A 24,284-nucleotide genomic window follows, 5' to 3' on the forward strand; every position below is an offset into this window, starting at 1 on the left:
TTTTGTTATTTCAGGCCGTTCAAATAAATATTAAGCTTTTACGACAAACTACTCAGAACGAAAAAAATTCATCGGACTACGTTATAATAATTAGTAAATAATAAAAGGACCAGATGATTTGCCACAAAAGAGAAAAACCCAACATCGCCGCCGTCGGCGCACTAAGAAGCAAAAAGAAAAACAAAGAGTTTACATCATAATTGCCATAGTAGTCGTAGTTATACTAGGCATATTTGGCTATCAACGCTATCGTCAGAATCAAAAAACTGATGCCATGAATCTTGTCCAAGAAGAACACAACGCTTTTATCAAAAAGGTTGCGCCAGAAGCAATTGATTTAGGACATCAATATGGAGTCTTACCAAGTATTACTATTGGGCAAGCCATCCTCGAAAGTGATTGGGGCAATAGTACCTTGGCTAGTAAGTACAATAATTATTTTGGTATCAAAGGAACTGACCCCAACAATACTGTTGTCTTGCAGACAAAAGAGTATACTGATGGCCAATGGGTCACGATAAACGGTCGTTTCCGCTCGTATTCGGACTTCCGTGATTCAATGAAGGACCATGCGAAATTGTTGGTCAATGGGACCACTTGGAATTCGGCGCAATACCAACAAGTGATCAGTTCCAAGGATTACATTGAGGCAGCTGTTTCGCTGCAAACAGATGGTTATGCGACTGACCCTGGTTATACCACCAAGATAATCCGTGTCATTCAAAAGTATGATCTGATGAAATATGACAAGGGAATCAAGTAACCAGCTACTATCTATGATAAAATTTATATTAAAAATGACGGGAGACTAATTGTGAAGGAACTAGAAGAAAGAATAAATAAAGATGGCCGAGTGATCGGTAAAGATGTCTTAAAAGTTGATAGCTTTTTGAATCATCAAATCGACCCAGTATTGATGGAAAAAATGGGTACTGAGTTTTACAACCATTTCAAAGATGCTGGAGTGACTAAAATTTTAACTGTTGAATCATCTGGTATTGCACCAGCAGTGATGGCAGGCTTGAAATTTCAAGTACCAGTAGTGTTCGCACGTAAGCACAAATCAGTCACTTTACAAGATGATCTCTATACGTCTGAGGTTTATTCTTTTACTAAGAAGACCTCAAACCACATTAGTATTTCAAAGAAGTATCTTTCAAGTAAAGACAATGTGTTGATAATTGATGATTTCTTGGCTAATGGACAGGCTGTGAATGGTTTAAATGATATCATTGATGCCGCACATGCTAATCTAGTTGGTATCGGCATCGTGATCGAAAAATCCTTCCAAAAGGGAAGACAATTGATCGATAAAGAGAAGATCCCAGTTTATTCATTGGCAAGAATCAAAGCCTTTGATAATGGTCAGGTCGTCTTCCAACCAGAAGACGAGTAACAGTAGGAAGGTGGACTTATGACTTTTATTGCACCTGGTAAGACTGTTGGGATTATCGGTGGTGGCAGTGAAACATATCTCTGCGAGTTGGAAGCTAAAAGAATGGGCTTTAGGACCATTTTATTAACTTCGCAAGCAGATGATATTGCTACACAAGCCGCTGATAACTTCCTAGTCGGTGATTTAGAAAATCTTGATAATTTGAATGAGTTAGGTCATCGTAGTGATATTTTGCTGTACATGGACAATAACTTTGATAGCCATCTACTGGAAACACTTAGCGAGACATTCAACGTTGTTCAAGGCTCAAATCTGTTAGGTATCGCTCAAGACCGTTACATTGAGCGGACTTTTTTGAATGATTTGAACATCAATGTTCCACCATTCTTTTCAATTGTTACTGTTGACGATATTAAAAAGGCCGTTAAAGAAATTGGTTTTCCATGTATGATAAAACCAATTCAGAAAAATCAGGACCTATTGAAGCGTCATATCTTGTATAATCAAGAAGACGTCAAAAACGTCCAAGAGTTGTTAAAAAACGGGACTTATATCCTTGAAGCCTGGATCGACACTAAAGCTGAGTATTCGATCATGGTCAGCAAAAGTAAGGATGGCAAGATCCATACCTTCCCGATGTTGCATGAAGTCTATGATGGGACTCATTTAATGAGTGCTTATATATTCAAAAAGAATGACCCAGCGGTCGAGGCAGAAATGCAAAGAGTGGCTTTGCAAATTGCTGAAAACATTGACTATGTTGGGATCTTTGGGATAGGATTTATCTTATCGCAAGCTGATGTTCTCTATGTCAAAGGCATTTATCCAGGTATCAACTACGCCGCTAATGTTTATCAAGAAGCGACCGGCATCTCTCAATTTGAACTGCACATCAGAGCAATTTGTGATTGGCCGATCCCTGAGATCTATCCATTAGTCGACACTGCGATCCTGAAAATCGTTGAAGGAATACTGCCGCAAAGTTTGGATTTGTTACAAGAAAAAGCACAATGGAAATTTAACTACTACACTGGTTTCAAAGCTAAGAATGAACCTGCAAGGGATGTCGGTTACATCTCCTTGGTAGGAGATAATCCGGAAAATCTCTTGCAGGACATTCGATCAACAAAAATTTGGAGAGTAGAGTAAGTATATGATTGACAGATATGTGACTAACAAAATGAAACCTATTTGGACTGATCAAAATAAGTTTCAAGCTTGGCTTGAAGTAGAGATTGCTTCTGTTGAAGCTTGGAGTAAACTTGGTGAGATCCCAGCAGAGGACGTTAAGAAAATTGCGGATAATGCTAAGTTCGATGTTCAAGAAATCGCTGAAATCGAAAAAGATACTAAGCATGATGTCGTGGCATTCACTCGCGATGTTTCTCGTTCATTAGGACCCGAAAAGAAATGGGTTCATTTTGGTTTGACCTCAACTGATGTCGTTGATACAGCCTATGGCTATTTGATGAAACAAGCCAATGACATTATTCGTCAAGATCTAGAAGAATTTTTAGAAGTGATCAAAAATAAAGCTATTGAATACAAAGATACTGTGATGATCGGTCGGACTCACGGTGTTCATGCTGAACCAACTACTTTTGGTTTAGTCTTGGCTAACTGGTATTCAGAAGTTAAACGTGATATCGAACGCTTTGAACATGCCGCCAAGGGTGTTGAAGCAGGCAAGATCAGTGGTGCTGTTGGTAGTTTCGCCAATGTACCGCCAGAAGTTGAGGCTTTTGTCTGCAACAAGCTTGGTATCAGAGCTCAAGAAGTGTCAACACAAGTCTTACCACGTGATCTCCATGCTGAATACATTTCTACCATGGCGATCATTGCTACTTCAATCGAACGTTTTGCGCTTGAAGTTCGTCACATGCAAAGAACTGAAGTCCGTGAAGCTGAAGAATATTTTGCTGCCGGACAAAAAGGTTCCTCGGCTATGCCACATAAACGTAATCCAATTGGTTCAGAAAACGTTACTGGTTTAGCTCGAGTTATCAGAGGTCATGCTTTAACATCAATGGAAGATATTCCTTTATGGCATGAACGTGATATTTCACATAGTTCAGCTGAAAGAATCATTATTCCTGATACGACTGAATTGTTAGATTACATTTTGACAAGATTTACTAAGATCACCAAAGACCTAACGGTATTCCCTGAAAAAATGAAGGAAAATATGAATATCACTCATGGTTTGATCTATTCACAACGTGTATTGTTGAAATTAGTTGAATCAGGTCTCAGAAGAGAAGCTGCTTATGACATCGTTCAACCATTGACAGCTAAAGTTTGGGATGAAGGAAAAGACTTCAGAACTATGCTGGAAGCTGACAAGCGCGTGACTGATAATTTATCGGAAGAACAATTAAATGATGCTTTTGATTATCACTGGCATCTAAAACATGTCGATGACATCTTCAAGCGAGTTGGCTTGACTGACTAATTATAAAAATATGGATGCTCCACCGTTCGAAAATGAATGGTAGAGCATCTTTTATTTTTAAGGTATTTTATTAAAAAAGTTTTGAATCACAAAGATGAGTTGAATCACTTGCTTGAAAGCGTTTATTGGCGGAAAATGACTACTGCTTTTTTTCGCTCTAGCATCAAAAATTTGCTACAATATATACAGCTATTTTAAGTATGACTAAATTTTTTATACAAAGATTTGAGGAATTATTAAATTGGACGATACTATGTTAAAGGGTCTCAATCCTGAACAACAAGCAGCCGTAAAAGCTACTGAAGGACCACTATTGATCATGGCTGGTGCAGGTAGTGGTAAAACTCGAGTTTTGACCCATCGAGTGGCTTACTTGATTCAAGAAAAAAATGTCATGCCTTGGCATATTTTAGCAATCACCTTTACTAACAAGGCTGCTAAAGAAATGAAGGAAAGAATCGGTAAACTCTTAAATGAAGCTGGAGAGGACGTTTGGGTCTCGACCTTCCATTCTCTTTGTGTACGTATTTTAAGACGTGACATCGACAAAATTGGCTATTCAAAGTCATTTACAATCTCAGATCCTGCTGAACAAAGAACATTGATGAAGCAGATCTTAAAACGCATGAATTTGGATCCTAAAAAATACGATCCTCGTTCGATCCTTTCAGCTATCAGCAATGCCAAAAATGATCTGTTAGGACCAGCTGAATATTCGAAAAATGCTAAATCACCATTCGAACAAACCGTTGCTACTTGTTACGACATGTACGAAAAAGAAATGAATCGTAATCAAGCTTTAGATTTCGATGATTTGATTATGCAGACTAATGTATTATTTGATGAACATCCTGATGTGCTGGAACGCTATCAAGATAAATTCCAGTATATCCATGTCGATGAATACCAGGATACCAATGAAGCTCAATATAAATTGGTCAAACATTTGGGTGCTAAATATCGTAACGTCTGTGTTGTTGGTGATGCTGATCAGAGTATTTATGGTTGGCGTGGTGCTAATATCAAGAACATCATGGATTTCCAAGATGATTATCCCGAAGCTACTTCAATCAAGTTGGAGCAAAATTATCGTTCGACTCAAACGATTTTGAAGGCTGCAAATAAAGTGATCAACAATAACGTTAATCGGAAGCCGAAAGAATTGTGGACTGATAATAAGAAAGGTGATCCAATCGACTTTTACCGGGCTCAAAATGAGTCAGATGAAGCATTGTTTGTGATCGAGCAGATCAAGAATCTTTTGCTCAAAGGTTTCAATTATGGTGATTATGCCATTCTATATCGGACTAACGCTCAATCTCGTGTCTTCGAAGAGAAATTGATCCAGTCGAATATCCCTTATAAGATTGTCGGTGGTCACAAGTTTTATGATCGAAAAGAGATCAAGGATATCTTGGCATATTTGCGCTTGATTGCTAACCCAGAAGATTCGATGAGTTTCCAACGAGTGATCAATTCACCTAAACGTGGGATCGGTCCTGGTACGATCGAAAAATTGCAGACTTTTGCGGATGAACATGACTGGTCCTTATTAGAAGCGGCTGGAAATGTTGATCTTTCTGCATTGGCTGCTAAACCTAGAAAGACTTTGGCTGAGTTTGCCAAAGTCATCAACAGTTTGTCAAAGATGAGCCAAACTTCATCAATGACGGATCTGATGACTGATTTACTTGATAATTCTGGTTATTTAGATGATCTCCACCATCAAAATAATTTGGAATCACAAACTCGCATCGAAAACTTACAAGAATTACAGACTGTTACTACCCAATTCGACCAGACCTATGAACCAGATGATGACGTCGATGAAACTCGATTATCGTCTTTCTTAACTGATTTATCTTTGACGAGTGATCAAGATGAATTAGAGGAAGATCAAAAAGAAGTTACCTTGATGACGCTCCATGCGGCTAAGGGTCTAGAATTTCCGGTGGTCTTCTTGGTTGGTATGGAAGAAGGTATCTTCCCATCATCTCGTTCGATGATGAAAGAAGAAGACATGGAAGAAGAGCGTCGTTTGGCATACGTGGGTATCACGCGAGCTGAAAAGAAGCTTTTCATTACAAATGCTTACAGCCGGATGCTTTATGGTCGGGTACAAAGCAATCAAATGTCTCGTTTTGTTGATGAGATCGGTGATGAAAATCTCAACCTTGTCAATGCTAATGCTGGTTCAATGGCCTTTAAGAAAAAGGATGAGAAATTCCCATTTGAGCGTCGTCGTAAGGAATCAGCTTTGCATTCTAGTTATCAAGTTAAAACGGCTAATAAGCCGAGCGGTGCCCAAGGTGCTGAATCGATCAATTGGAATATTGGCGACAAAGTCAACCATAAGAAGTGGGGCCAAGGAACGGTTGTCAAAGTTACAGGTGATGGCAAAAATGCTGAACTGGATGTAGCGTTTGACGATGAAGGTATCAAACGATTGTTAGCAGAGTTTGCACCAATAACTAAAGTTACCGATTAAGAGGTGGAAAAATGGCTGATTTAAATTTGACTAAACAAGCGGCTAATGACGAATTAGCACAATTACGTGAAACTTTAAATAAATATCGTGAGGCTTACTATACACAAGATGCTCCACTAGTAGAAGACAGTGAATATGACCAACAGTACAATCGACTATTGGCAATCGAACAAGAGTATCCTGATTTAGTTACGCCCGATTCACCCTCGCAATTAGTGGGTGACAGCGTTGATCCTGAATTTAACAAAGTTACTCATGATATTCCTATGTTATCAATGGGGGATGTCTTTTCTGAGGACGAATTAGCTGAATGGAGCAAGCGGATCGAAAAGAATATTGGCCAAGAAGCTGATTATAATGTTGAGTTAAAAATCGATGGCTTGGCTATTTCATTAGTTTATGAAAATGGTGTCTTAGTTCAAGGTTCGACCCGTGGGAATGGTACTATCGGTGAAAATGTGACTGAGAATTTGAAGACCGTTGAATCGATTCCTAAAAAATTGCCTCGTCCGTTGAGTTTTGAAGTCCGGGGCGAATGTTTCATGAATAAAAGTGAGTTTGTCCGTTTGAACAATGAACGTCAAGCTAAGGGGCAACAGGTTTTTGCTAATCCTAGAAATGCGGCTGCCGGTAGCTTGCGTCAACTTGATCCTAAGATCACGGCTCATCGGAAATTGAATACTTTTATGTATACGATCGTAACTTTTGATGATTTAAATGTTTCGACACAGCACGAAGCTTTACAAACTTTGGAGGAGTTAGGATTCAATGTTAATCCGACTGCAAAGGTCACGACTGGTCTTAAAGGTGTTAAAGAATATATTGAACACTATGGCGAGTTGCGTGATGGTTTAGATTACGGGATCGATGGTGTTGTTTTAAAGGTCAATGACTTGGCAAGACAGCAACAACTGGGTAACACCGTCAAAGTTCCTCGTTGGGAGATTGCCTATAAGTTCCCACCGGAAACTTCCGAAACAGTCGTTAAATCGATCGAATGGACGATTGGCCGGACTGGTGTTTTAACGCCAACTGCGGTAATGGATCCAGTCAGTTTAGCTGGTACGACTGTTTCTCGGGCAACTTTGCACAATATCGATATGATCAAATCAAAAGATGTTAGAGTCGGCGATACGGTCTTGCTGCACAAAGCTGGCGATATTATCCCTGAAGTTTCCAAAGTCATTTTGGATAAACGTCCCAAGGATTCGCAACCAGCTGAGATTCCAACAAATTGTCCTTATTGTGGCTCTGAACTGATCCGCTTGGAGGATGAAGTGGCCTTACGCTGTATCAATCCTAAGTGTCCAGCTCAGATAAAAGAGCAATTGACCCATTTTGCATCACGGAATGCCATGAATATTGATGGGTTGGGTCCCAAAATCATCGAACAACTTTATACTAAAGAGTTGATCGGTGATGTAGCTGATTTATACAAATTGACTGCTGATGACTTGGCCACTTTAGATGGTTTTAAAGAAAAATCGATCAATAATTTATTGACGGCTATCGACAATTCCAAAGAAAACTCAGTCGAAAGACTGTTGTTTGGTTTGGGGATCCGTCATGTCGGGGCTAAAGCCGCTCGGATTTTAAGTGAGAATTTCGGTGATCTCGACGGTTTGATGTCAGCTTCGAAAGAAAAAATATTAGAAGTTAACACGATGGGCGAAACAATTGCTGATAGTATAATTACATATTTTGATAATAATGATGTTCAAAAGTTAATTAATGAACTAAAATCAGTAGGAGTTAACACAAAATTTATTGGTCGTTCAAATAATAATGAAACAAATCAACACTTTACTGATAAAATAATTGTTATAACTGGAACTCTGAATGATTATAAACGTTCAGAATTGACTCAACTTTTAGAAGGTCTAGGAGCTAAGGTCACTAGTTCAGTCACTAAAAAGACTGATATCTTAATTGCTGGTGAAAAAGCCGGTAGTAAATTGACCAAGGCTCAACAACTAGGGACGGAGATCATTAATGAATCTGACCTAGATGACTTTTTGAATGATACAGAGGAATAAAGGAGAGAACTTTTGAAAAAATTCATTAAAACCACAGCTTTGTTGATGGCAACTACCTTGTTGCTATCAGCTTGTGGGAATTTACAAAATTCTAGTTTATCTTCTGGAGGTAGTGACAGCGGAAATAATTCCGTCCAAACGACTAACTCAAGCGATTCAAGTACTTATGATGTTCTATTGAGTAATGGTAAGTATAAAACTAGTCCCATCAGTGGTTTGACTGCTGCAGACAATACAAACCAATTCAACAGTCGCAGTTTTGAAAGTGGTCTGACAACTTTGTCCAAAGACCAATTCTCAACTAATAACTACGTTTTCCAAGAAGGTCAGATTTTAAGTGCCAGCACAGTCAATGATTGGTTGGCCAGAAAATCAAAGAAGAATTCAACTGGATTGAATCCAGCATCGAATGGTTCTAAGAGTCCGAATAAACGGAACCCAATGTACTTCCAACAAATGCTGGAACAAGATTACCTGCAAAAACAAGGTGGTAAATACAAATTGGCAGGAATGTCGATTGGTATTGCTATGAATAAAGTCGATTATTATCAAAAGAAACAGTATGGTTCTACTTATCAAACTAAGATCTCTAAAGCTGAACGTAAAGCACAAGGTGAAAAGATTGCTGCTAAAGTAGTCAAACGTCTTCGTCAAGATAAGGATGTGGGTGCTAATATCCCAATTGTCGTGGGTCTATACACTGTAGCTCCCGAAGATACCTTAGTCGGTGGAAATTATTTCCAATATTCAGTAAGTAAAGATAAGAGTCTCGGTAGCTGGAAGACATTAGACTATCAAAGTCAAATGCTACCAACTGTTAATAACGAGACGGCTATCAGTAGTAGTGATTCTGATGCTTTCTCAAACTTCAAGTCACATATTCAAGACTATTTCCCTAATTTGTCGGGCGTTACAGCTCAAGCACATTATGATGGAAAGAGTTTGAAGTCACTAGATATAACTATCAATACTCAGTTTGACGGCCTTGCTCAAGTAACTAGCTTTACTCAGTTTGTGCAAGATAGTGCTAGCAAGTATCTACCAACTGGTGCTGATTTGGATATCTCTATTCAAACAGTGGATAACCAACAGTCATTTATTACACGGACGGGCGGTAAGTTTAGCTCGCATGTATTTAATGCTGATTAATAAAGGAGAAAATTATGATTTCAAAAGACGAAGTTTTGCACGTTGCGGAACTTGCAAACCTAAAGTTTAAAGATGATGAGATCGATGGTTTTGTGTCACAATTAGACAAAATCGTTACAATTGCAAGTAATTTGTCAACAGTTGATACAGAAGGTATCGAACCAACTTACCACATGGGTGACACGAAGACTGTTTTCCGTCCTGATAAGGGTATTCATACTCAAACACGTGAAGAAATGTTAGAAAACGTTCCTGAAACACAAGACAACTTGATCAAAGTACCAACGATCGTTGACAAGGAGGACGACGAATAGTGGATTATTTAAACCAATCGATCGATTCATTGCATGAACAATTAGTTAATAAAGAAATCACTTCTGAAGAATTAACTAAAGAAACTTTGCAACGGATCCATAGCAAAGAAGATAAATTGAACGCTTTCGTAACTATCAATGATGATGCAACAAAAGATGCTGCTAAAGTTGATGCTGACGGTATCAAGGGTCGTTTATCTGGTATCCCAATTGCCGTTAAAGATAATATTTTGACAAAAGGGATGCTGACGACAGCTTCAAGTAAAATTTTGTCCAACTTCATGCCGATTTATAGTGCAACTGTATTCGAAAAGTTGAATCAAGCTGGGGCTATCAATTTAGGAAAAACTAATTTGGATGAATTCGCCATGGGTTCATCTACTGAAACATCATATTATGGTACTTCTCACAATGCTTGGGACCATACTAAAGTTCCTGGTGGTTCTTCAGGTGGTTCCGCTACTACGGTTGCAACTGGTGATGCGATTGCTGCTTTAGGTACTGATACTGGTGGTTCAATTCGTCAACCTTCATCATTCAATGGAATTTTTGGAATCAAACCAACTTATGGACGTGTTTCACGTTGGGGTGTCGTTGCTTTCAGTTCTAGTCTTGATGAAGTTGGCGTTATGTCAAAACGGGTCGAAGATTCAGCTGAAGTTCTTCAAACTATTGCTGGTCATGATGACCACGATGCAACTACTTCAGAACGTGAAGTTACTGATTGGCGTGCTAATTTGAACAAAGATATGCACGGTATCAAGATTGCCGTTCCAAAGGAATTCTGGCATGAAGGTACTGATCCAAAAGTTTTGAAGACTATCGATGAAGCTTTGGACACTTACAAGAAATTAGGCGCAACAGTCGAGGAAATTAGTTTGCCAACTTTGAAGCATGCGGTCGAAGTTTATTACGTTATCGCATCTAGTGAGGCTTCTTCTAACTTGCAACGATACGATGGTGTTCGTTATGGATACCGAGCCAAGGATGTTAAGAATATCAAACAATTATTCGTTAACTCCCGTTCTGAAGGATTCGGTGACGAAGTTAAACGTCGGATCATGCTAGGAACATTCGCACTTTCTGCAGGTGCTTATGATGCCTACTTCAAGAAAGCTGCTCAAGTAAGAACAATCTTTATTAATGAATTAAATGATGTCTTAAGTAAATATGATTTGATTGCTGGACCTGTTACAACATCAACTGCCTTTGGCATTGGTGAAAAAATCGATGATCCACTAGCAATGTACATGAATGATATCTTAACTATCCCTGCTAACTTAGCTGGACTTCCAGCTGCTTCAGTACCAGCAGGATTAGCTGATGGTATGCCAGTCGGACTTCAATTGATGGCTAAGCAATTTGACGAACAGTCGATCTTCAATGCAGCTTATGCACTTCAAGAAGAAAATAAATTTTATCAACAAATTCCAACTGCATTAAAGGAGGAAGACTAATGAATTTTGAAACAACGATCGGTCTTGAAGTCCACGTTGAACTAAAGACTAACTCAAAAATGTTTAGTCCTTCACCAGTAGCTTATGGTGCAGAACCAAATAGTAATACTAACGTGATTGATTTTGGTTTCCCCGGAACTTTGCCTTCTGTAAATAAAGGTGGCTATCGTTTGGGTGTAATGGTTGCTTTAGCTTTGAACGCTAATATCGAACAACATACTCATTTCGACCGGAAGAACTATTTCTATCCTGATAATCCGAAGGCCTTTCAGTTAACACAACATGAAAAGCCATTAGGGCATGATGGTTGGCTTGAAATCGAAGTTGATGGCCAAAAGAAAAAAATCGGTATCGAAGAACTCCACGTTGAAGAAGATGCCGGTAAAAATACCCACATCGGTGGTAGCTCCTTCGTCGATTTGAACCGTCAGGGTACACCTTTAGTCGAAATCGTTTCAAAGGCTGATATGCATTCTCCAGAAGAAGCTTATGCCTACTTAGAAAAATTACGTCAGATTGTTCAATTTACTGGTGCGTCAGATGTCAAAATGGAAGAAGGATCAATGCGTGTTGATACCAATATTTCTATAACACCAGTTGGCTCTGATAAATTAGGTACTAAAGTCGAATTGAAAAACTTGAACTCTTTCAACCATGTTAGAACTGGTTTAGCATACGAAGAAAAACGTCAAGCTGCTATTTTGAAACAAGGTGGAGAGATCGGACAAGAAACAAGAAGATTCGATGAAAAAACTGGTGAAACATTCTTAATGCGTGTTAAGTCAGGGGCTGACGATTATCGTTACTTCCCAGAACCTGATTTACCATCATTTGAGATCGATCCTGCTTGGGTCAAAGAAATCCAAGCCGATCTACCTGAACCAGCTGAAAATCGTCGCGCTAGATATATCAATGAATTGGGTATCCCTGAATACGATGCCGGAGTTTTGACAGATACTAAGGAAATGTCAGATTTCTTTGACGAAGCAGTTAAATATGATGCCAATCCAAAGTTGATCTCAAACTGGTTGATGGGTGAAGTAAATGGATACTTGAACGATAAGAAGGTCGGTTTGCTTGATACTAAATTGACTCCTGAACACTTGGCAAAAATGATCAATTTAATCTCAGATGGAACAATTTCATCTAAAATTGCTAAAAAAGTCTTTAAGGAAACAATTAGTAACGGCACAGAACCTGAAACATGGGTCAAAGATAAAGGCCTAGTCCAAGAATCTGATCCAGCTGTCCTTAAACCAATGATCATTGATGTCTTAGACAATAATCAACAATCAATTGACGACTTCAAAAATGGTAAAGATCGTGCCGTTGGTTTCTTAGTTGGACAAATTATGAAACAAACACATGGCCAAGCCAATCCGAAAGTTGTAAATAAAATACTGATGGAAGAGTTAAATAGCCGTTAGCGAGGAGTATTTTATGCGTGCTAGATTGATTTATAATCCCACGTCTGGTCATGAAACATTACCTAACAGTGTGGGGGATATTTTAAATATTTTAGAAGAGGCTGGCTATGAAGCCAGTGCCTATCGAACAACCGCCAAGAAGAAATCAGCTTTGAAAGAGGCCCGACGTGTTGCCCAAGAAGGTTTTGACTTAGTCGTAGCTGCTGGTGGTGATGGAACCATCAATGAGGTCGTTAATGGTATCGCTGATTTAGAATCACGACCAGAAATGGCAATCATTCCAGCTGGGACCACAAACGATTATGCACGTGCATTGAAGATTCCACGAGATGACGTCGTTGAGGCAGCTAAAGTTGTCCTCAAAAAACAGAAACTGGATGTTGATATCGGTCAAGCTGGTGAACATTATTTTATTAATATCGCTGGTGGTGGCTCAATGACCGAGTTGACCTATGAAGTACCTTCTGCGTACAAATCTATTTTGGGATATTTGGCATACCTGGTAAAGGGTGCTGAATTACTGCCACGGATCAGTCCAATTGACATGCATATCGAATACGATGATGGTGTCTTTGATGGCAAAGCCACAATGTTTCTGATTGGATTAACTAATTCAATCGGTGGAATGGAGCAGATAGCTCCAAATTCTGTCATCGGTGACGGTACTTTTTCTTTAATCATCGTCAAAGAAACTAATCTAAGAGATCTCGTTCATTTGATCACACTCGTCTTAAATGGTGGACGCCATGTTGACAACCCTAAGGTCATTTATACTAAGACTAAAGAAATCACAATCAAAGCTAATGATGACAATCGGATCATGATCAACCTTGATGGTGAATATGGTGGCGATGCACCAATGAAGTTTAAGAATTTGCATAATCATGTTAAAATGTACGCAAATGTCGACTCGATTCCTCTTAAATCATTAGATAGCACCAAAGAGGAAAAAGATGTTGGCGAGAAGATAATTGAAGAAGAGAAAAAATTAGATTAATGAGCTTTACTAAAAATCTTATATCTTAATAATGAGCAATGTAGATTGTTCAAAATCAAAAGTTCCACTAATTCAAAGTACGAATTAGTGGAATTTTTGGGTGAAGGCTGTTATTTTTGTGTTCTAGCTCGTTGTTAAATTTAAAGGAGAATTTATGGATAAACCTAATATCAATAAAAATGATCAAATCGAATTGACGATTGATGATCTTTCATATGAAGGCAAGGGTGTTGCTAAAGTTGACGATTTCACATTATTCGTTGACAATGCTTTGCCCGGTGAAAAAGTTAAGGCAGTAGTGACTAAAGTAGGGAAGAGTTATGGTTTTGCCAAGTCACTAGAGATCTTGACTAAGTCCCCAGATAGAGTTGATGATATCGATAATATTTATGCTCGAACAGGGATAGCTCCACTAAGTCACTTGAAATACAGTGAACAATTGAAGTTCAAGCAACATCAGATTGCTGTTAACTATCAAAAAAATGGTTTGGATATCAAGGTAAATGAGACCCTAGGTATGACTGACCCATTACATTACCGCAATAAAGCCCAAGTGCCAGTCAGAGAAGTTGATGGCAAGTTGACCACTGGCTTTTATCGTCGTCACTCACATGAATTGATCCCGATGGAAGACTTTTTGATTCAGGATCCAAAAATCGATGCTGAGATTTTGCGTGTTCGCGACATTTTACGTAAGTATAAGGTCCGTGGATTTGATGAAGAAAATCATAAGGGTCAAATCAGAACGATTATGGTCCGTCGTGCTTACTACACGGGACAAATGATGATCGTCTTAGTATCTCGGGTTCGCGATATTTCTCATTACAAGGATATTGCTAATGAGATTATGGCCAGCGATGAAGTTAAGTCGCTATATCTAAATATCAATGAAAAGAAGACCAATGTCATTTTTGGTAAGGAAATGCAGCTGTTGGCTGGTTCACCTTACATTGATGATGAAATTTTGGGTAATACCTACCGGATCTCACCACGTTCTTTCTATCAAGTAAACCCAACACAAACTCAAAAGTTGTATCAATTGGCGATTGATAAGGCCCAATTGACTGGTAATGAATCAGTCGTTGATGCTTATTCTGGTATTGGTACGATTGGTCTTTCTATGGCTAACAAGGCCAAAAAGGTCACTGGTATTGAAGTGGTCGAAGATGCCGTTAAAGATGCTCAACAAAATGCTGACATCAACAATATCAAGAACGCTGATTTTGTTGTCGGTAAGACTGAGGATGTCTTGAATGAATGGTCCAAAAACAACGTTGGCGTTGATGTCTTGATGGTCGATCCTCCTCGTAAGGGCTTGGCTGCTTCTTTGATTGATTCGATCAAGAATATCAAGCCTAAGAAGATGGTTTATGTTTCATGTAATCCTGCTACTTTGGCTCGTGATTTGAAAGCCTTGAGTGAGATTTATGATATTTCTGAGTCGACTCCGGTTGACATGTTCCCAATGACAAATCATATCGAGTCGGTAACGGGCTTGGTATTAAAATAGTTTTATAAGTGGTCACGAGATTATGTTCTCGTGACTTTTTTTGTGTGGTTGGCGGTTCACTGCCGCCTGCGGCAAGGAAATGATTTTTGGGCTGGAACGTGGTGGACACCATTTGGAGCCCACCTTCGGCGGTCTTCAAGCTGGGTCTTTCACTAAGCTGGCTTCGCCGGCTTAGTGAAATTTCACCACTGAGCCCAAATCATTTCTTTGCCTCCGGCTAGTTTTCTCAAACTTGCAGTTTTTGTTGGGGTGAAGTATCGGAGTTGTGAGTTTTCTTCTTTTTTCGGTTTTGGAATTCTTTTAGGTTAAAAGACAGACTATGATTGAAAATTTATCAAATGGCTTTATTCAGCTTTGTTTTGCCTCGGGCTTTCACCCCATTGTCTTGTTTTATATACAAATCAATAAAACAATTATTTTATATTTTGTTAGATTAATATAATGGTTTTCACCATGTAAATTAAATTGAAATTTAACGACTTCTTGTACAGTGGTAGTTGGTAGATGAACGTATGTTGAATCGAATTGCAACATGACAGGTAAATTTTAGATTGACTTAACACTGTCAACATGCGATACTTTCAGACGGTGCCAAACCGAGATAAAGGTAAGTGGTCGGCGCTTAGGCGTTTGGAAGATCACTGCACTTTATCACATGAGACGATGTCTGAGACATCGTCTTTTTTTATCTAAGAAATCAAATAGGGACGAGGTTTTCAATAAAGAAAATCCCGTCCCTATTTTAATTTCATAATTATAGGACGCTTCATTCATAAAATTTATAAAAGAAGTGCCACATAACCATTAGACATAAGTCTGAAGGTTAGTGGCACTTTTTTGTGAAACGAATTTAAATTTTTCAGAAATGAGGTTTGCAGCGAAGCAATGCAAACATATACCAAGTCTGCTAGAAAATGATTTAGCATATGTATTCAAAATAACAACAAATATCAAATACTTAGCGTTCTCAAACCCAGCAAATTTAAGAAACCCAGCCGGAGGTAAGAAGATGATTTGGGCTAAGTGGTGAAATTATTCTTAGTGAGCGAAGCGAGCTTAGAATAAGGCCGAGCTTGAAGACTCCCAAAGGGAGGCTCCAAGTCGTGCCCACCACGTTCCAGCCCAAAAATCATCTTCTTACCGCAGGCGGCAGTGAACCACCACCCACCAATCAACAAATTAGTTTTTGAAGCTGTGAATAGGGCTAGGAATATGCCCGCCACGAGAAACAAAAGCAGCCGGACTATTAGTGTTGACCGGCATAATCGGAGCACGCCCAAATAAACCACCAAACTCAACCGTGTCACCGACTGATTTGCCAGGAGCAGGGATAACCCGGACAGCAGTAGTCTTGTTGTTGATAACACCCATCGAAGCTTCGTCAGCAATCATTCCACTGATCGATTCAGCCGAGGTGTCACCAGGAACTGCGATCATGTCGAGACCTACTGAACAGACAGCCGTCATTGCTTCAAGTTTCTCAATATTGAGATTACCAGCGTTGACAGCCCGGATCATTTCAGCATCCTCAGAAACGGGGATAAAGGCACCAGACAATCCACCAACGTGTTCGCAGGCCATAACACCACCTTTTTTAACAGCATCGTTTAATAAAGCCAGAGCAGCAGTCGTTCCAGGAGCACCGACACTTTCAAGACCAATCTCTTCTAGTATCTCAGCCACAGAATCGCCCTCATTAGGTGTAGGAGCCAAGGAGAGGTCAACTATACCAAATGGGACATTTAAAGCCTTAGAAGCCAAATTTCCAACGAATTGGCCCATTCTAGTTACTTTGAAGGCTGTCTTTTTGATAGTTTCAGAAACAACGTCGATTGGCTGGCCTTTAACTTTTTCCAAGGCACGTTTGACCACACCGGGGCCAGAGATACCAACATTGATCACGCAGTCAGCTTCGCCAACACCGTGAAAGGCACCAGCCATGAAAGGATTATCTTCGACAGCGTTAGCGAAAATGACCAAACTCATGCAATTTACTGGGTCTATGCTAGCTAAATCTTTGACGACTGTACCCATTTGTTTTACGGCATCCAGATTTATCCCTGAACGAGTTGAGCCAACATTGACCGAGCCACAGACCCGACTAGTTTCTGACAACGCTTGTGGGATCGATTGGATTAGTTTTTCGTCACCTGTTTGATAACCTTTTTGAACCAAGGCAGAGAAACCACCGATCAAATCGACACCTAGTTCAGCAGCAGCTTTGTCCATCGCCTTGGCGTAAGCTACGTAATCTTTGTCACTAGAAGCGGCAGCGATGATTGAGATTGGAGTAACGGAGATCCGCTTGTTGACGATGGGGATACCGTACTCAGATTCGATTTTGTTAGCGACCTTGACGAGATCTTTCGCCTTAGTCGTCAGTTTTTGATAAATTTTTTGACGGGCTTTTTCACCATTGCTGTCAATACAGTCGATCAATGAAATTCCCATGGTAATCGTCCGAATATCCAATTTCTCTTCGGAGATCATTTGAATAGTTTCGACAATAGAATTAGTTTCCATGTAGACCTCCTAAAGTTTTTGGATCGCATCAAAAATTTCTTGACGTTGGATATGAATGTCCAAGTCTGTTTCTTGACCTAAGTCAGTCAAACTAGATTTAACGGACTCGAAGGATGTCTTTTCATCCCAAGTTACCATCATGATCATCGTGAAATTTCCATGCATCAAAGTTTGTGAAACATCAATAATATTAATATTTAATTCAGCTAATTTAGTAGCAACTTTTGCCACGATACCAACGTGGTCGCGACCAATTACTGTGAGAATGGCTTTCATAATTGTCTCCTTTATATTAAAAAACTTCTAATTAATAATAAACGAAAAAGTTATATAGGACAACTATTTATCAAGACGGAAGCGACAAGAGTTCTAATCACTTGTTAATTTGAGCACTGTCGCTCTTACGAGTTTTCGAATTTGTCGGCATCGTCGAACGGTCCTCAATAATATATTGATGGAACAAAGAAATGAATTGCTGGTTCGTCAGCATGTCTGAATGCTCGGCGTTATTACCAGTCAAAGTTATTAGAGTGTAATGCTTGATATTGCTTTCAAAAATATATTTGCCAGCTTCCACGCTACCGATCGGTACGATGCCGTCGTCAGTGTAGACCTTGGTCCCAGCAATCGAGTAATAAGTTAGATCTTGGGGTAATTTGTCCTTATGTTTGATGAAATCATCTAACATTTGTGTCCGCTTGTTCTGGTCCTTTTCCTCGAAATTATAAGGTGATCCGACAGTCATCATTCGATGGACATTGATCGTATCGTCATCGAAATAATGCTCCAAGTAATAAGTCCAGATCAAACCTCCATTCGAGTGGCCGAAGGCGTCGAAATTGTTGAATTTGTAACGACTTTTCAAGGCATCGAAAGCTACTGACATCCACTTGGCTTGTTTTTTGATGTTAGCGTAGCCGTCTTGATTATTTTCAAAGCCAACGACAATAAACGGTCTCGGATCATTGCCTTTGATAGAACCTTTGTAGGTGATGGAATCATTAGTATGGACGGTCAACTCTAGTAAGCTATGATGTTCGTCATATTTTTTGTTGATAGTGGAAACTAGGCCTTCAAAACGGTCCGCTGAGGCGCTTGAGCCTGGGATCATAATGATTGGTGAAAGTGGTGAATTATAACGGCCTGCAATCGTGGTGATATTGGATTTTGACCACAGATATGAAGGGATTCCAATAATTACTAATACTAGGAGTAAAAATAATAACGCATGGCGACCTTTTTTGGTCACTGGACGATGAAAGTTAAATTTCATGATCTTCACCTCTTTCATCGGCGGCTAAGTTATCAATCGTTTTGACCTTTTCAGCAATGCGCACAAAGGGAATATAAATCAAAACGGAAATAAACAAACTGAACAGTGTGAACAACAAGGCTTGCCAACTTCCGTTTGTTCCCAGAAAGGCTATTAGGGGTCCTGGGGTCCCTACGGGAACGGAATAGACTGCTGGGGGCATCAAATGCAGTTGCAAGACTAATGCCGCCAGCAACATGTTAACGAGTGGTGCGGCGATAAAGGGGATAAAGAAGATTACGTTAAAAAATACCGGAATTCCGGAAAGCAAGGGGCTGTTGATATTAAAAATACTGGGGATCAGCGACCAACGTGAAACGGTCAAAAAATCACGATCTTTGGAGATCCAAAAGACGGCGATGATCAGAGCTAAAGTCGCACCAGTACCACCATAGGCGGCAAAGGTATGATAAAGGGCGTTGCTATTGAAAATATCTGGTGCGCCCCAGGTAGTATGGTGATTTAATGCGTAATTTAAATTAGCGATTGAAGTCGTATCAGAATAACTGGTTCCAATCGACGAATAAGGGCCAGACCAACCTAAAAATGACATGATGACAGTATAGGTCCCTAGTCCAAGTGTCCGCAGCAATCTTAACCACGGAATCGTGCTGGGATTAGTGCTGGAGATTTGGGAAATAACGGTCTCAGGTAAATTTGAATAGAAGGTGACGTTAACAGCAGCACTAAAAATTGCCGCGATCACGATCATTAAAAAAATTGCTGTCATTGAGGTGAAGGCCCGATTCAAAGCGCTACTGGACATGGATGAAAAATTTATCGGACTGGCCTTTTTACTGGTCATTTTGAATAAATAACCAACGAAGATCCCCATTAAAATGGCGAACAATAGTCCTCTAATGCCTAGAATTGATTGATGAAAAGCAAAGGAGGTCTTCTTGGAGTAGGTATAAGCAATGATCAATAGGGAAATGCTTGCAGTAAGACCTGCTAATTGATCATCACGCTTGAAGTATTTGGCGGAATATTTAGCAGCTAGGTAGGCGGCGATGACTGATATCCAGCCGATAGTCAAGTTGGATATTGCAGTGACGACACCTTCGATTTGAAAATAAATGCTGTCAGGGATGAAATCTAACAAGTTACTAAATAAACCATTTTTACTCAAAAAGATTAACTGGATTGTTTTGGCAAAACTTCCAATCAGTACGAATGGGAAAATGGTCAGGACGGTTCTTTGAATGACGCGATAGAAAAAATTTTTTTGGGTGCGCAAAGCTATTTGGATAACTTTCTTCTGTAAGGAGTTTGAATATAATTCTTTCAAGCGCAACACCTCCTAAATTTTAAACAAATAATTTCAACTTGATTATAGCGTAAAAAAAATAAGTAGCTATCAAAGCTACTTACTTTTATTTTTATGATAATAATGAATGTAATAAAGTGGCAGTCCTAGTAGGGTGATAACGATTCCTAGAAATGCTAGGACAGGTTGTCTGATGATAGTCGAGAAGACGATGTAAGTTCCACCGATGATGGCGATAATTGGTGGTAGTGGATAGAAGTTGATGCGATAAGGACGTTTTAGGTCGGGTTCTTTCTTTCTTAAGATAAAGACTCCGACAAACATCATTACCGAGAAGATCCACATAACAAAAACTAACATATCGGTCAGATAATCAAAGGTACCTAAGAAAATCATGATAATAGCGATAATGGTTTGAATTATCCCAGAGTTGAGCGGCACACGGGATTTATTAGTCAATTTAGCAAAGAATTTTGAGAGAACTATTTCGTTGTCTTTGCCTAAAACATAACTGACACGTGTTCCGGTCATTGTGTAACCATTGATTGACCCAAAAACGGATATCAAGATACCGATCGTAACGATTTTTCCTCCGATGTTACCGAAAATCTTGATGGCGGCTTCGGAAGCGGCGTTTTGGTTTCCGGGGATGATGCTGAATGGTAGTTCTTTGACGAAAACGAAACTGATCAAGACGTAAACTAAAGTGATCAGGACTAAACCGATGATGATCGATTTGGCGAGATCCTTTTCGGGATTGCGCATTTCACCGGCCATGTTACCGACGTTCATCCAACCGTCGAAGGCAAACATCGTGGCCACGAACCCGGTCCCGAGTGCTGTCCAGAAATTGGGTTGAGAACCGGCAGTAACAGGGAAGAATGATACTGGGTTGTCGGATGGGACGAAGATCCCTACAGCGATGATCAAAACGATTGGGATCAGCTTGGCGATGAAGGCGACTGATTGGATACTGCCACCGACCTTGGCACCTAGAAGATTGACTGCAAACAAGAAGACGGTCAAGATTATCGCAATCGGTATTCGATAGGCTGCCGTCAAATTCAGTAGGTTGATGACTTGATTAGCAAAAACGATTGATAGCGCGGCAATCGCTGCTGGGTAGTAAATAACTGATTGATCCCAGGCAAGCAAAAAGGCTGGTACTTTCCCATAAATGTATTCGATGTACTTAAATATCCCCCCGGAAACGGGCAAGGCAGCTGCTAACTCGGCAATCGTTAGTCCGGCATTGATGGTGATGAAACCCGCCAACAGCCAGACGATGATGGTCAAACTGGCTGAACCAGTTGCTGCAGTCACACTGGATATTTTAAAGAAAACACCACCACCGATCACTAACCCCATAACGGTCGATAGTGCTGGAAAGAAGCCTAAATCTCTTTTTAAGTTGGACTCCTCGGATTCTGCTTTCATATAAATATCTCCTAAAAATAGTATGCTAGAAATTATATAACAGTTTTTATTGGTGACGAAATGTTTTTTATGGTAATTATCCAAATTAATCAGTAGAATTAAATTACGAGGTGATTATATGTTGAAATTAGGAATTATTGGAACGAACTGGATCACGCAACAATTTGTTGAAGCTTCGGAGGAAACCAAGTCTTTTCAGTTGACCGAAGTTTATTCGAGAACCGAAGGGAAAGCCAAAGTATTTGCTGATAAATTCCAGGCTGACGACGTAACGCTGACGACTGATCTAGAAACATTTTTCAGTAGTGAGAAGTTCAGTGTGGTTTATATTGCTTCTCCTAATAGTTTACATTTTAGTCAAGCTAAGTTGGCCATCGAGCATGGTAAAAATGTTATCGTTGAGAAACCTAGTACTTCAAATATTCATGAATTTGCCACTTTACAAGAGTTGGCCAAGGCTAAAGGTTGCTTTTTGTTAGAAGCTGCCCGCCATATTTATGAACCAATTTTCAAAAAGATTCAATCATATTTAGAAGAAAACAAGGACCAATTGAGTGGTGCTACTTTATCTTATATGAAATATTCAAGTCGTTATGATGATCATTTGGATGGTAAAGAACCTAATGTCTTCACAACTAAATTTTCTGGCGGTGCCTTGTATGATTTAGGTGTTTATACAATTTATGATGCTGTTGTATTATTTGGTATACCTGAGAAAGTTGATTATCAAGCTGAAATTTTGTCTTCAGGAGTCGATGGTAGTGGTAGTTTGACGCTCAAATATCCTAATTTTGATGTTAACATTATCGTCGGAAAGACGAAGAATTCATTCATGCCTTCAGAAATTTATTTTGGCAAGAAAACTTTGCTATTGGATAGTGGCGGTGACATTAATAGGTTGTCTGAAAGTGATGAGGATAAGCACCCTTCTGAGATCCCAACAACTAAGAGTGACAATCCGATGGACTCTGAAGCAATTGAATTTGCACGGATCATCAATGAAAATGATCAAGATAAGTATGCGCAACTGTCAAGATATGCTAGAATTGTTAATCGCGTTCTAGAACACGCAAGGGCTTCAGCAGGAATTGTATTTGAAGCAGACAAGGATGAATAAATTGGAAATACCAAAACTTTTTCAAGATTATTTTAAAGAAAATAATTTTGAGCAAATGACAAAGATTCAAGAATCAGTCTATCTGCCTTTTAAGGAAGGTAAGGATATCGTGGCCATGGCGCCTACTGGTTCAGGAAAAACATTGGGCTTTGTGATGCCAATGATTGAAACATTGGTACCCAAAGATGGTCTCCAGATTTTGATACTGGAACCTTCACAAGAATTGGCGATTCAAGTTAGAACTGTCATTCAACCGTTAGCAAAAGCAGTTGGTTGTTCAGTACAGGCAGTCACCGGTGGAGCCAATCCTCAGCGACAATTGAAAAAATTAAAAGAAAAGCCTGAAATTTTAGTAGCAACATTAGGCCGGTTAAAAGAATTAACTGACTCACGCAAGGTAAAATTAGGCAATGTTCAAACTGTTATTGTCGATGAAGCCGATGAGATGTTGAATGAAACCAAATTAGACAGTGTGAGACAAACACTTGATTTAATGCCGGCGGATGTTCAAATGACCTTCTTTTCGGCAACTGGTAATGAGATTTTTAAAAATATGTCGAAGTGGTTTGGCAAAGATTTCTTATTGATCGACCAACGATATGACCGTTCTTATACTGCTGGCATCAAGCATTATTTCATCAATACTGGTAGTGATGGAATGAAGAATACCTTGATCAGGGAAATGGCCCATAATAAAAAATTTCTCGGGATCGTTTTTTTCAATAATTCACGATCATTACATAAGATCATCAGTGATTTAGAACATTCAAAAACTAATTTTGTTGCTTTAGATAGTAAAATGTCTTCACAGCAAAGAAAAACAGCTTTGCAACTGTTCTCTTCCGGTAAAGTCAATCTGATGTTGACAACCGATGTAGCTGCTAGAGGGATGGATATTGACGATGTCACAACGATAATCAATTACATGATCCCCCGCGATAATAGCGAGTACCTTCATCGAGCTGGACGGACTGGGCGAATGGGTAAATCAGGTGATGTGGTGACCTTTGGTAATAGCCACGATTTTCGTAACTTACAAACATTCAATGATTTAGAGATCAAAAAGGTCTTCTTAAATCATGACGGAACTTTTTCTGATAAGGCCACTTATCACAAGAATAAACAAAATTCCGCCAGCAAATCTAAACCAAGAAATAAAAAACGTTTACGTGATCAAAAGAATAAAGGTAAACGTCGCGTCAAAAAACCTTTACAATAGTTTTTATTGGTGGCACGATATTAGTGTTGCCTTTTGGTCCCTTGGCTCAGCAGGATAGAGCAACTGCCTCCTAAGCAGTAGGTCCCCGGTTCGATTCCGGGAGGGATCATTAAGAATTACAGCAGTAATAGGATTAGTCATTGTTAATGACAACTTAAAAAGAATGGCTCTAAGTCAAATCGT

At 39.4% G+C, this 24,284-nt stretch carries 19 protein-coding genes and 1 tRNA gene; 15 read left to right on the plus strand and 5 right to left on the minus strand.

The genetic code is table 11. The features are described 5' to 3' along the window. The first annotated feature begins 118 nt into the window (after positions 1–118). From FC27_RS09075 to rlmD, 12 genes are all read left to right on the plus strand, one after another. Positions 119–763: a glycoside hydrolase family 73 protein gene (locus tag FC27_RS09075; RefSeq protein ID WP_010624396.1), complete on the plus strand. Its 645-nt coding sequence runs from the start codon at positions 119–121 to the stop codon at positions 761–763. Between the two features lie 51 nt (positions 764–814). Next, positions 815–1,396, plus strand: coding sequence for a xanthine phosphoribosyltransferase (locus FC27_RS09080; protein ID WP_010624395.1), 582 nt, complete (start codon positions 815–817; stop codon positions 1,394–1,396). A gap of 18 nt (positions 1,397–1,414) precedes the next feature. Further along, on the plus strand, positions 1,415–2,545 hold the full coding sequence (locus tag FC27_RS09085) for an ATP-grasp domain-containing protein (protein WP_010624394.1): 1,131 nt from the start codon (positions 1,415–1,417) through the stop codon (positions 2,543–2,545). Positions 2,546–2,549: 4 nt separating this feature from the next. After that, the gene (gene purB / locus FC27_RS09090) at positions 2,550–3,848 is read left to right on the plus strand and encodes an adenylosuccinate lyase (RefSeq protein ID WP_010624393.1); all 1,299 of its coding nucleotides are present in this window, start codon (positions 2,550–2,552) and stop codon (positions 3,846–3,848) included. A 253-nt stretch (positions 3,849–4,101) separates the two neighbouring features. Beyond that, positions 4,102–6,336, plus strand: coding sequence for a DNA helicase PcrA (gene pcrA / locus FC27_RS09095; RefSeq protein ID WP_040521198.1), 2,235 nt, complete (start codon positions 4,102–4,104; stop codon positions 6,334–6,336). Positions 6,337–6,347: 11 nt separating this feature from the next. Beyond that, complete coding sequence (gene ligA, locus FC27_RS09100) at positions 6,348–8,372, plus strand: NAD-dependent DNA ligase LigA (RefSeq protein WP_010624391.1); 2,025 nt, start codon at positions 6,348–6,350, stop codon at positions 8,370–8,372. Between the two features lie 12 nt (positions 8,373–8,384). Continuing rightward, positions 8,385–9,521 carry a CamS family sex pheromone protein gene (locus tag FC27_RS09105; protein ID WP_010624390.1) on the plus strand — a complete coding sequence of 379 codons (1,137 nt, stop codon included), beginning with the start codon at positions 8,385–8,387 and terminating at the stop codon, positions 9,519–9,521. A gap of 14 nt (positions 9,522–9,535) precedes the next feature. Then, positions 9,536–9,835: an Asp-tRNA(Asn)/Glu-tRNA(Gln) amidotransferase subunit GatC gene (gene gatC, locus FC27_RS09110; RefSeq protein WP_010624389.1), complete on the plus strand. Its 300-nt coding sequence runs from the start codon at positions 9,536–9,538 to the stop codon at positions 9,833–9,835. Then, complete coding sequence (gene gatA, locus FC27_RS09115) at positions 9,835–11,292, plus strand: Asp-tRNA(Asn)/Glu-tRNA(Gln) amidotransferase subunit GatA (protein WP_010624388.1); 1,458 nt, start codon at positions 9,835–9,837, stop codon at positions 11,290–11,292. Before gatC ends, gatA begins: the two co-directional genes overlap by 1 nt. Beyond that, complete coding sequence (gene gatB, locus FC27_RS09120; RefSeq protein ID WP_010624387.1) at positions 11,292–12,719, plus strand: Asp-tRNA(Asn)/Glu-tRNA(Gln) amidotransferase subunit GatB; 1,428 nt, start codon at positions 11,292–11,294, stop codon at positions 12,717–12,719. The genes gatA and gatB overlap by 1 nt, the downstream gene beginning before the upstream one ends. Positions 12,720–12,732: 13 nt before the next feature. Next, positions 12,733–13,716 carry a diacylglycerol kinase gene (locus FC27_RS09125; RefSeq protein WP_010624386.1) on the plus strand — a complete coding sequence of 328 codons (984 nt, stop codon included), beginning with the start codon at positions 12,733–12,735 and terminating at the stop codon, positions 13,714–13,716. A gap of 154 nt (positions 13,717–13,870) precedes the next feature. Beyond that, positions 13,871–15,226 (plus strand): 23S rRNA (uracil(1939)-C(5))-methyltransferase RlmD, encoded by a 1,356-nt coding sequence (gene rlmD, locus FC27_RS09130; protein ID WP_010624385.1) that lies wholly within the window; start codon positions 13,871–13,873, stop codon positions 15,224–15,226. Between the two features lie 1,179 nt (positions 15,227–16,405). On the opposite strand, the gene FC27_RS09140 is transcribed toward rlmD, so the two are convergent. The 5 genes from FC27_RS09140 to FC27_RS09160 all read right to left on the minus strand — a co-directional run bounded on the left by FC27_RS09140 (position 16,406) and on the right by FC27_RS09160 (position 21,765). Next, positions 16,406–17,749, minus strand: coding sequence for a PFL family protein (locus tag FC27_RS09140; protein ID WP_010624383.1), 1,344 nt, complete (start codon positions 17,747–17,749; stop codon positions 16,406–16,408). A gap of 9 nt (positions 17,750–17,758) precedes the next feature. Continuing rightward, positions 17,759–18,025, minus strand: a complete 267-nt coding sequence (locus tag FC27_RS09145) for an ACT domain-containing protein (protein WP_010624382.1) — start codon at positions 18,023–18,025, stop codon at positions 17,759–17,761. Positions 18,026–18,122: 97 nt separating this feature from the next. Next, positions 18,123–19,022, minus strand: a complete 900-nt coding sequence (locus FC27_RS09150; RefSeq protein WP_010624381.1) for an alpha/beta hydrolase — start codon at positions 19,020–19,022, stop codon at positions 18,123–18,125. Then, on the minus strand, positions 19,012–20,349 hold the full coding sequence (locus FC27_RS09155) for a PTS transporter subunit EIIC (protein WP_010624380.1): 1,338 nt from the start codon (positions 20,347–20,349) through the stop codon (positions 19,012–19,014). The genes FC27_RS09150 and FC27_RS09155 overlap by 11 nt, the downstream gene beginning before the upstream one ends. Positions 20,350–20,424: 75 nt before the next feature. Beyond that, positions 20,425–21,765 carry an APC family permease gene (locus tag FC27_RS09160; RefSeq protein WP_010624379.1) on the minus strand — a complete coding sequence of 447 codons (1,341 nt, stop codon included), beginning with the start codon at positions 21,763–21,765 and terminating at the stop codon, positions 20,425–20,427. Positions 21,766–21,883: 118 nt separating this feature from the next. On the opposite strand from FC27_RS09160, the gene FC27_RS09165 reads away from it, so the two are divergent. From FC27_RS09165 to FC27_RS09175, 3 genes are all read left to right on the plus strand, one after another. Continuing rightward, a complete protein-coding gene (locus FC27_RS09165) occupies positions 21,884–22,882 on the plus strand; it encodes a Gfo/Idh/MocA family protein (RefSeq protein ID WP_010624378.1) in 999 nt (332 codons plus the stop codon). Beyond that, entirely contained in the window at positions 22,875–24,101 is a 1,227-nt protein-coding gene (locus FC27_RS09170; RefSeq protein ID WP_010624377.1) for a DEAD/DEAH box helicase, read from the plus strand. Before FC27_RS09165 ends, FC27_RS09170 begins: the two co-directional genes overlap by 8 nt. 35 nt (positions 24,102–24,136) lie before the next feature. Beyond that, positions 24,137–24,210: transfer RNA gene (locus FC27_RS09175), tRNA-Arg, on the plus strand. Positions 24,211–24,284: the final 74 nt, after the last annotated feature.

This window comes from Companilactobacillus versmoldensis DSM 14857 = KCTC 3814 (assembly GCF_001434295.1).
GTDB lineage: Bacteria > Bacillota > Bacilli > Lactobacillales > Lactobacillaceae > Companilactobacillus > Companilactobacillus versmoldensis.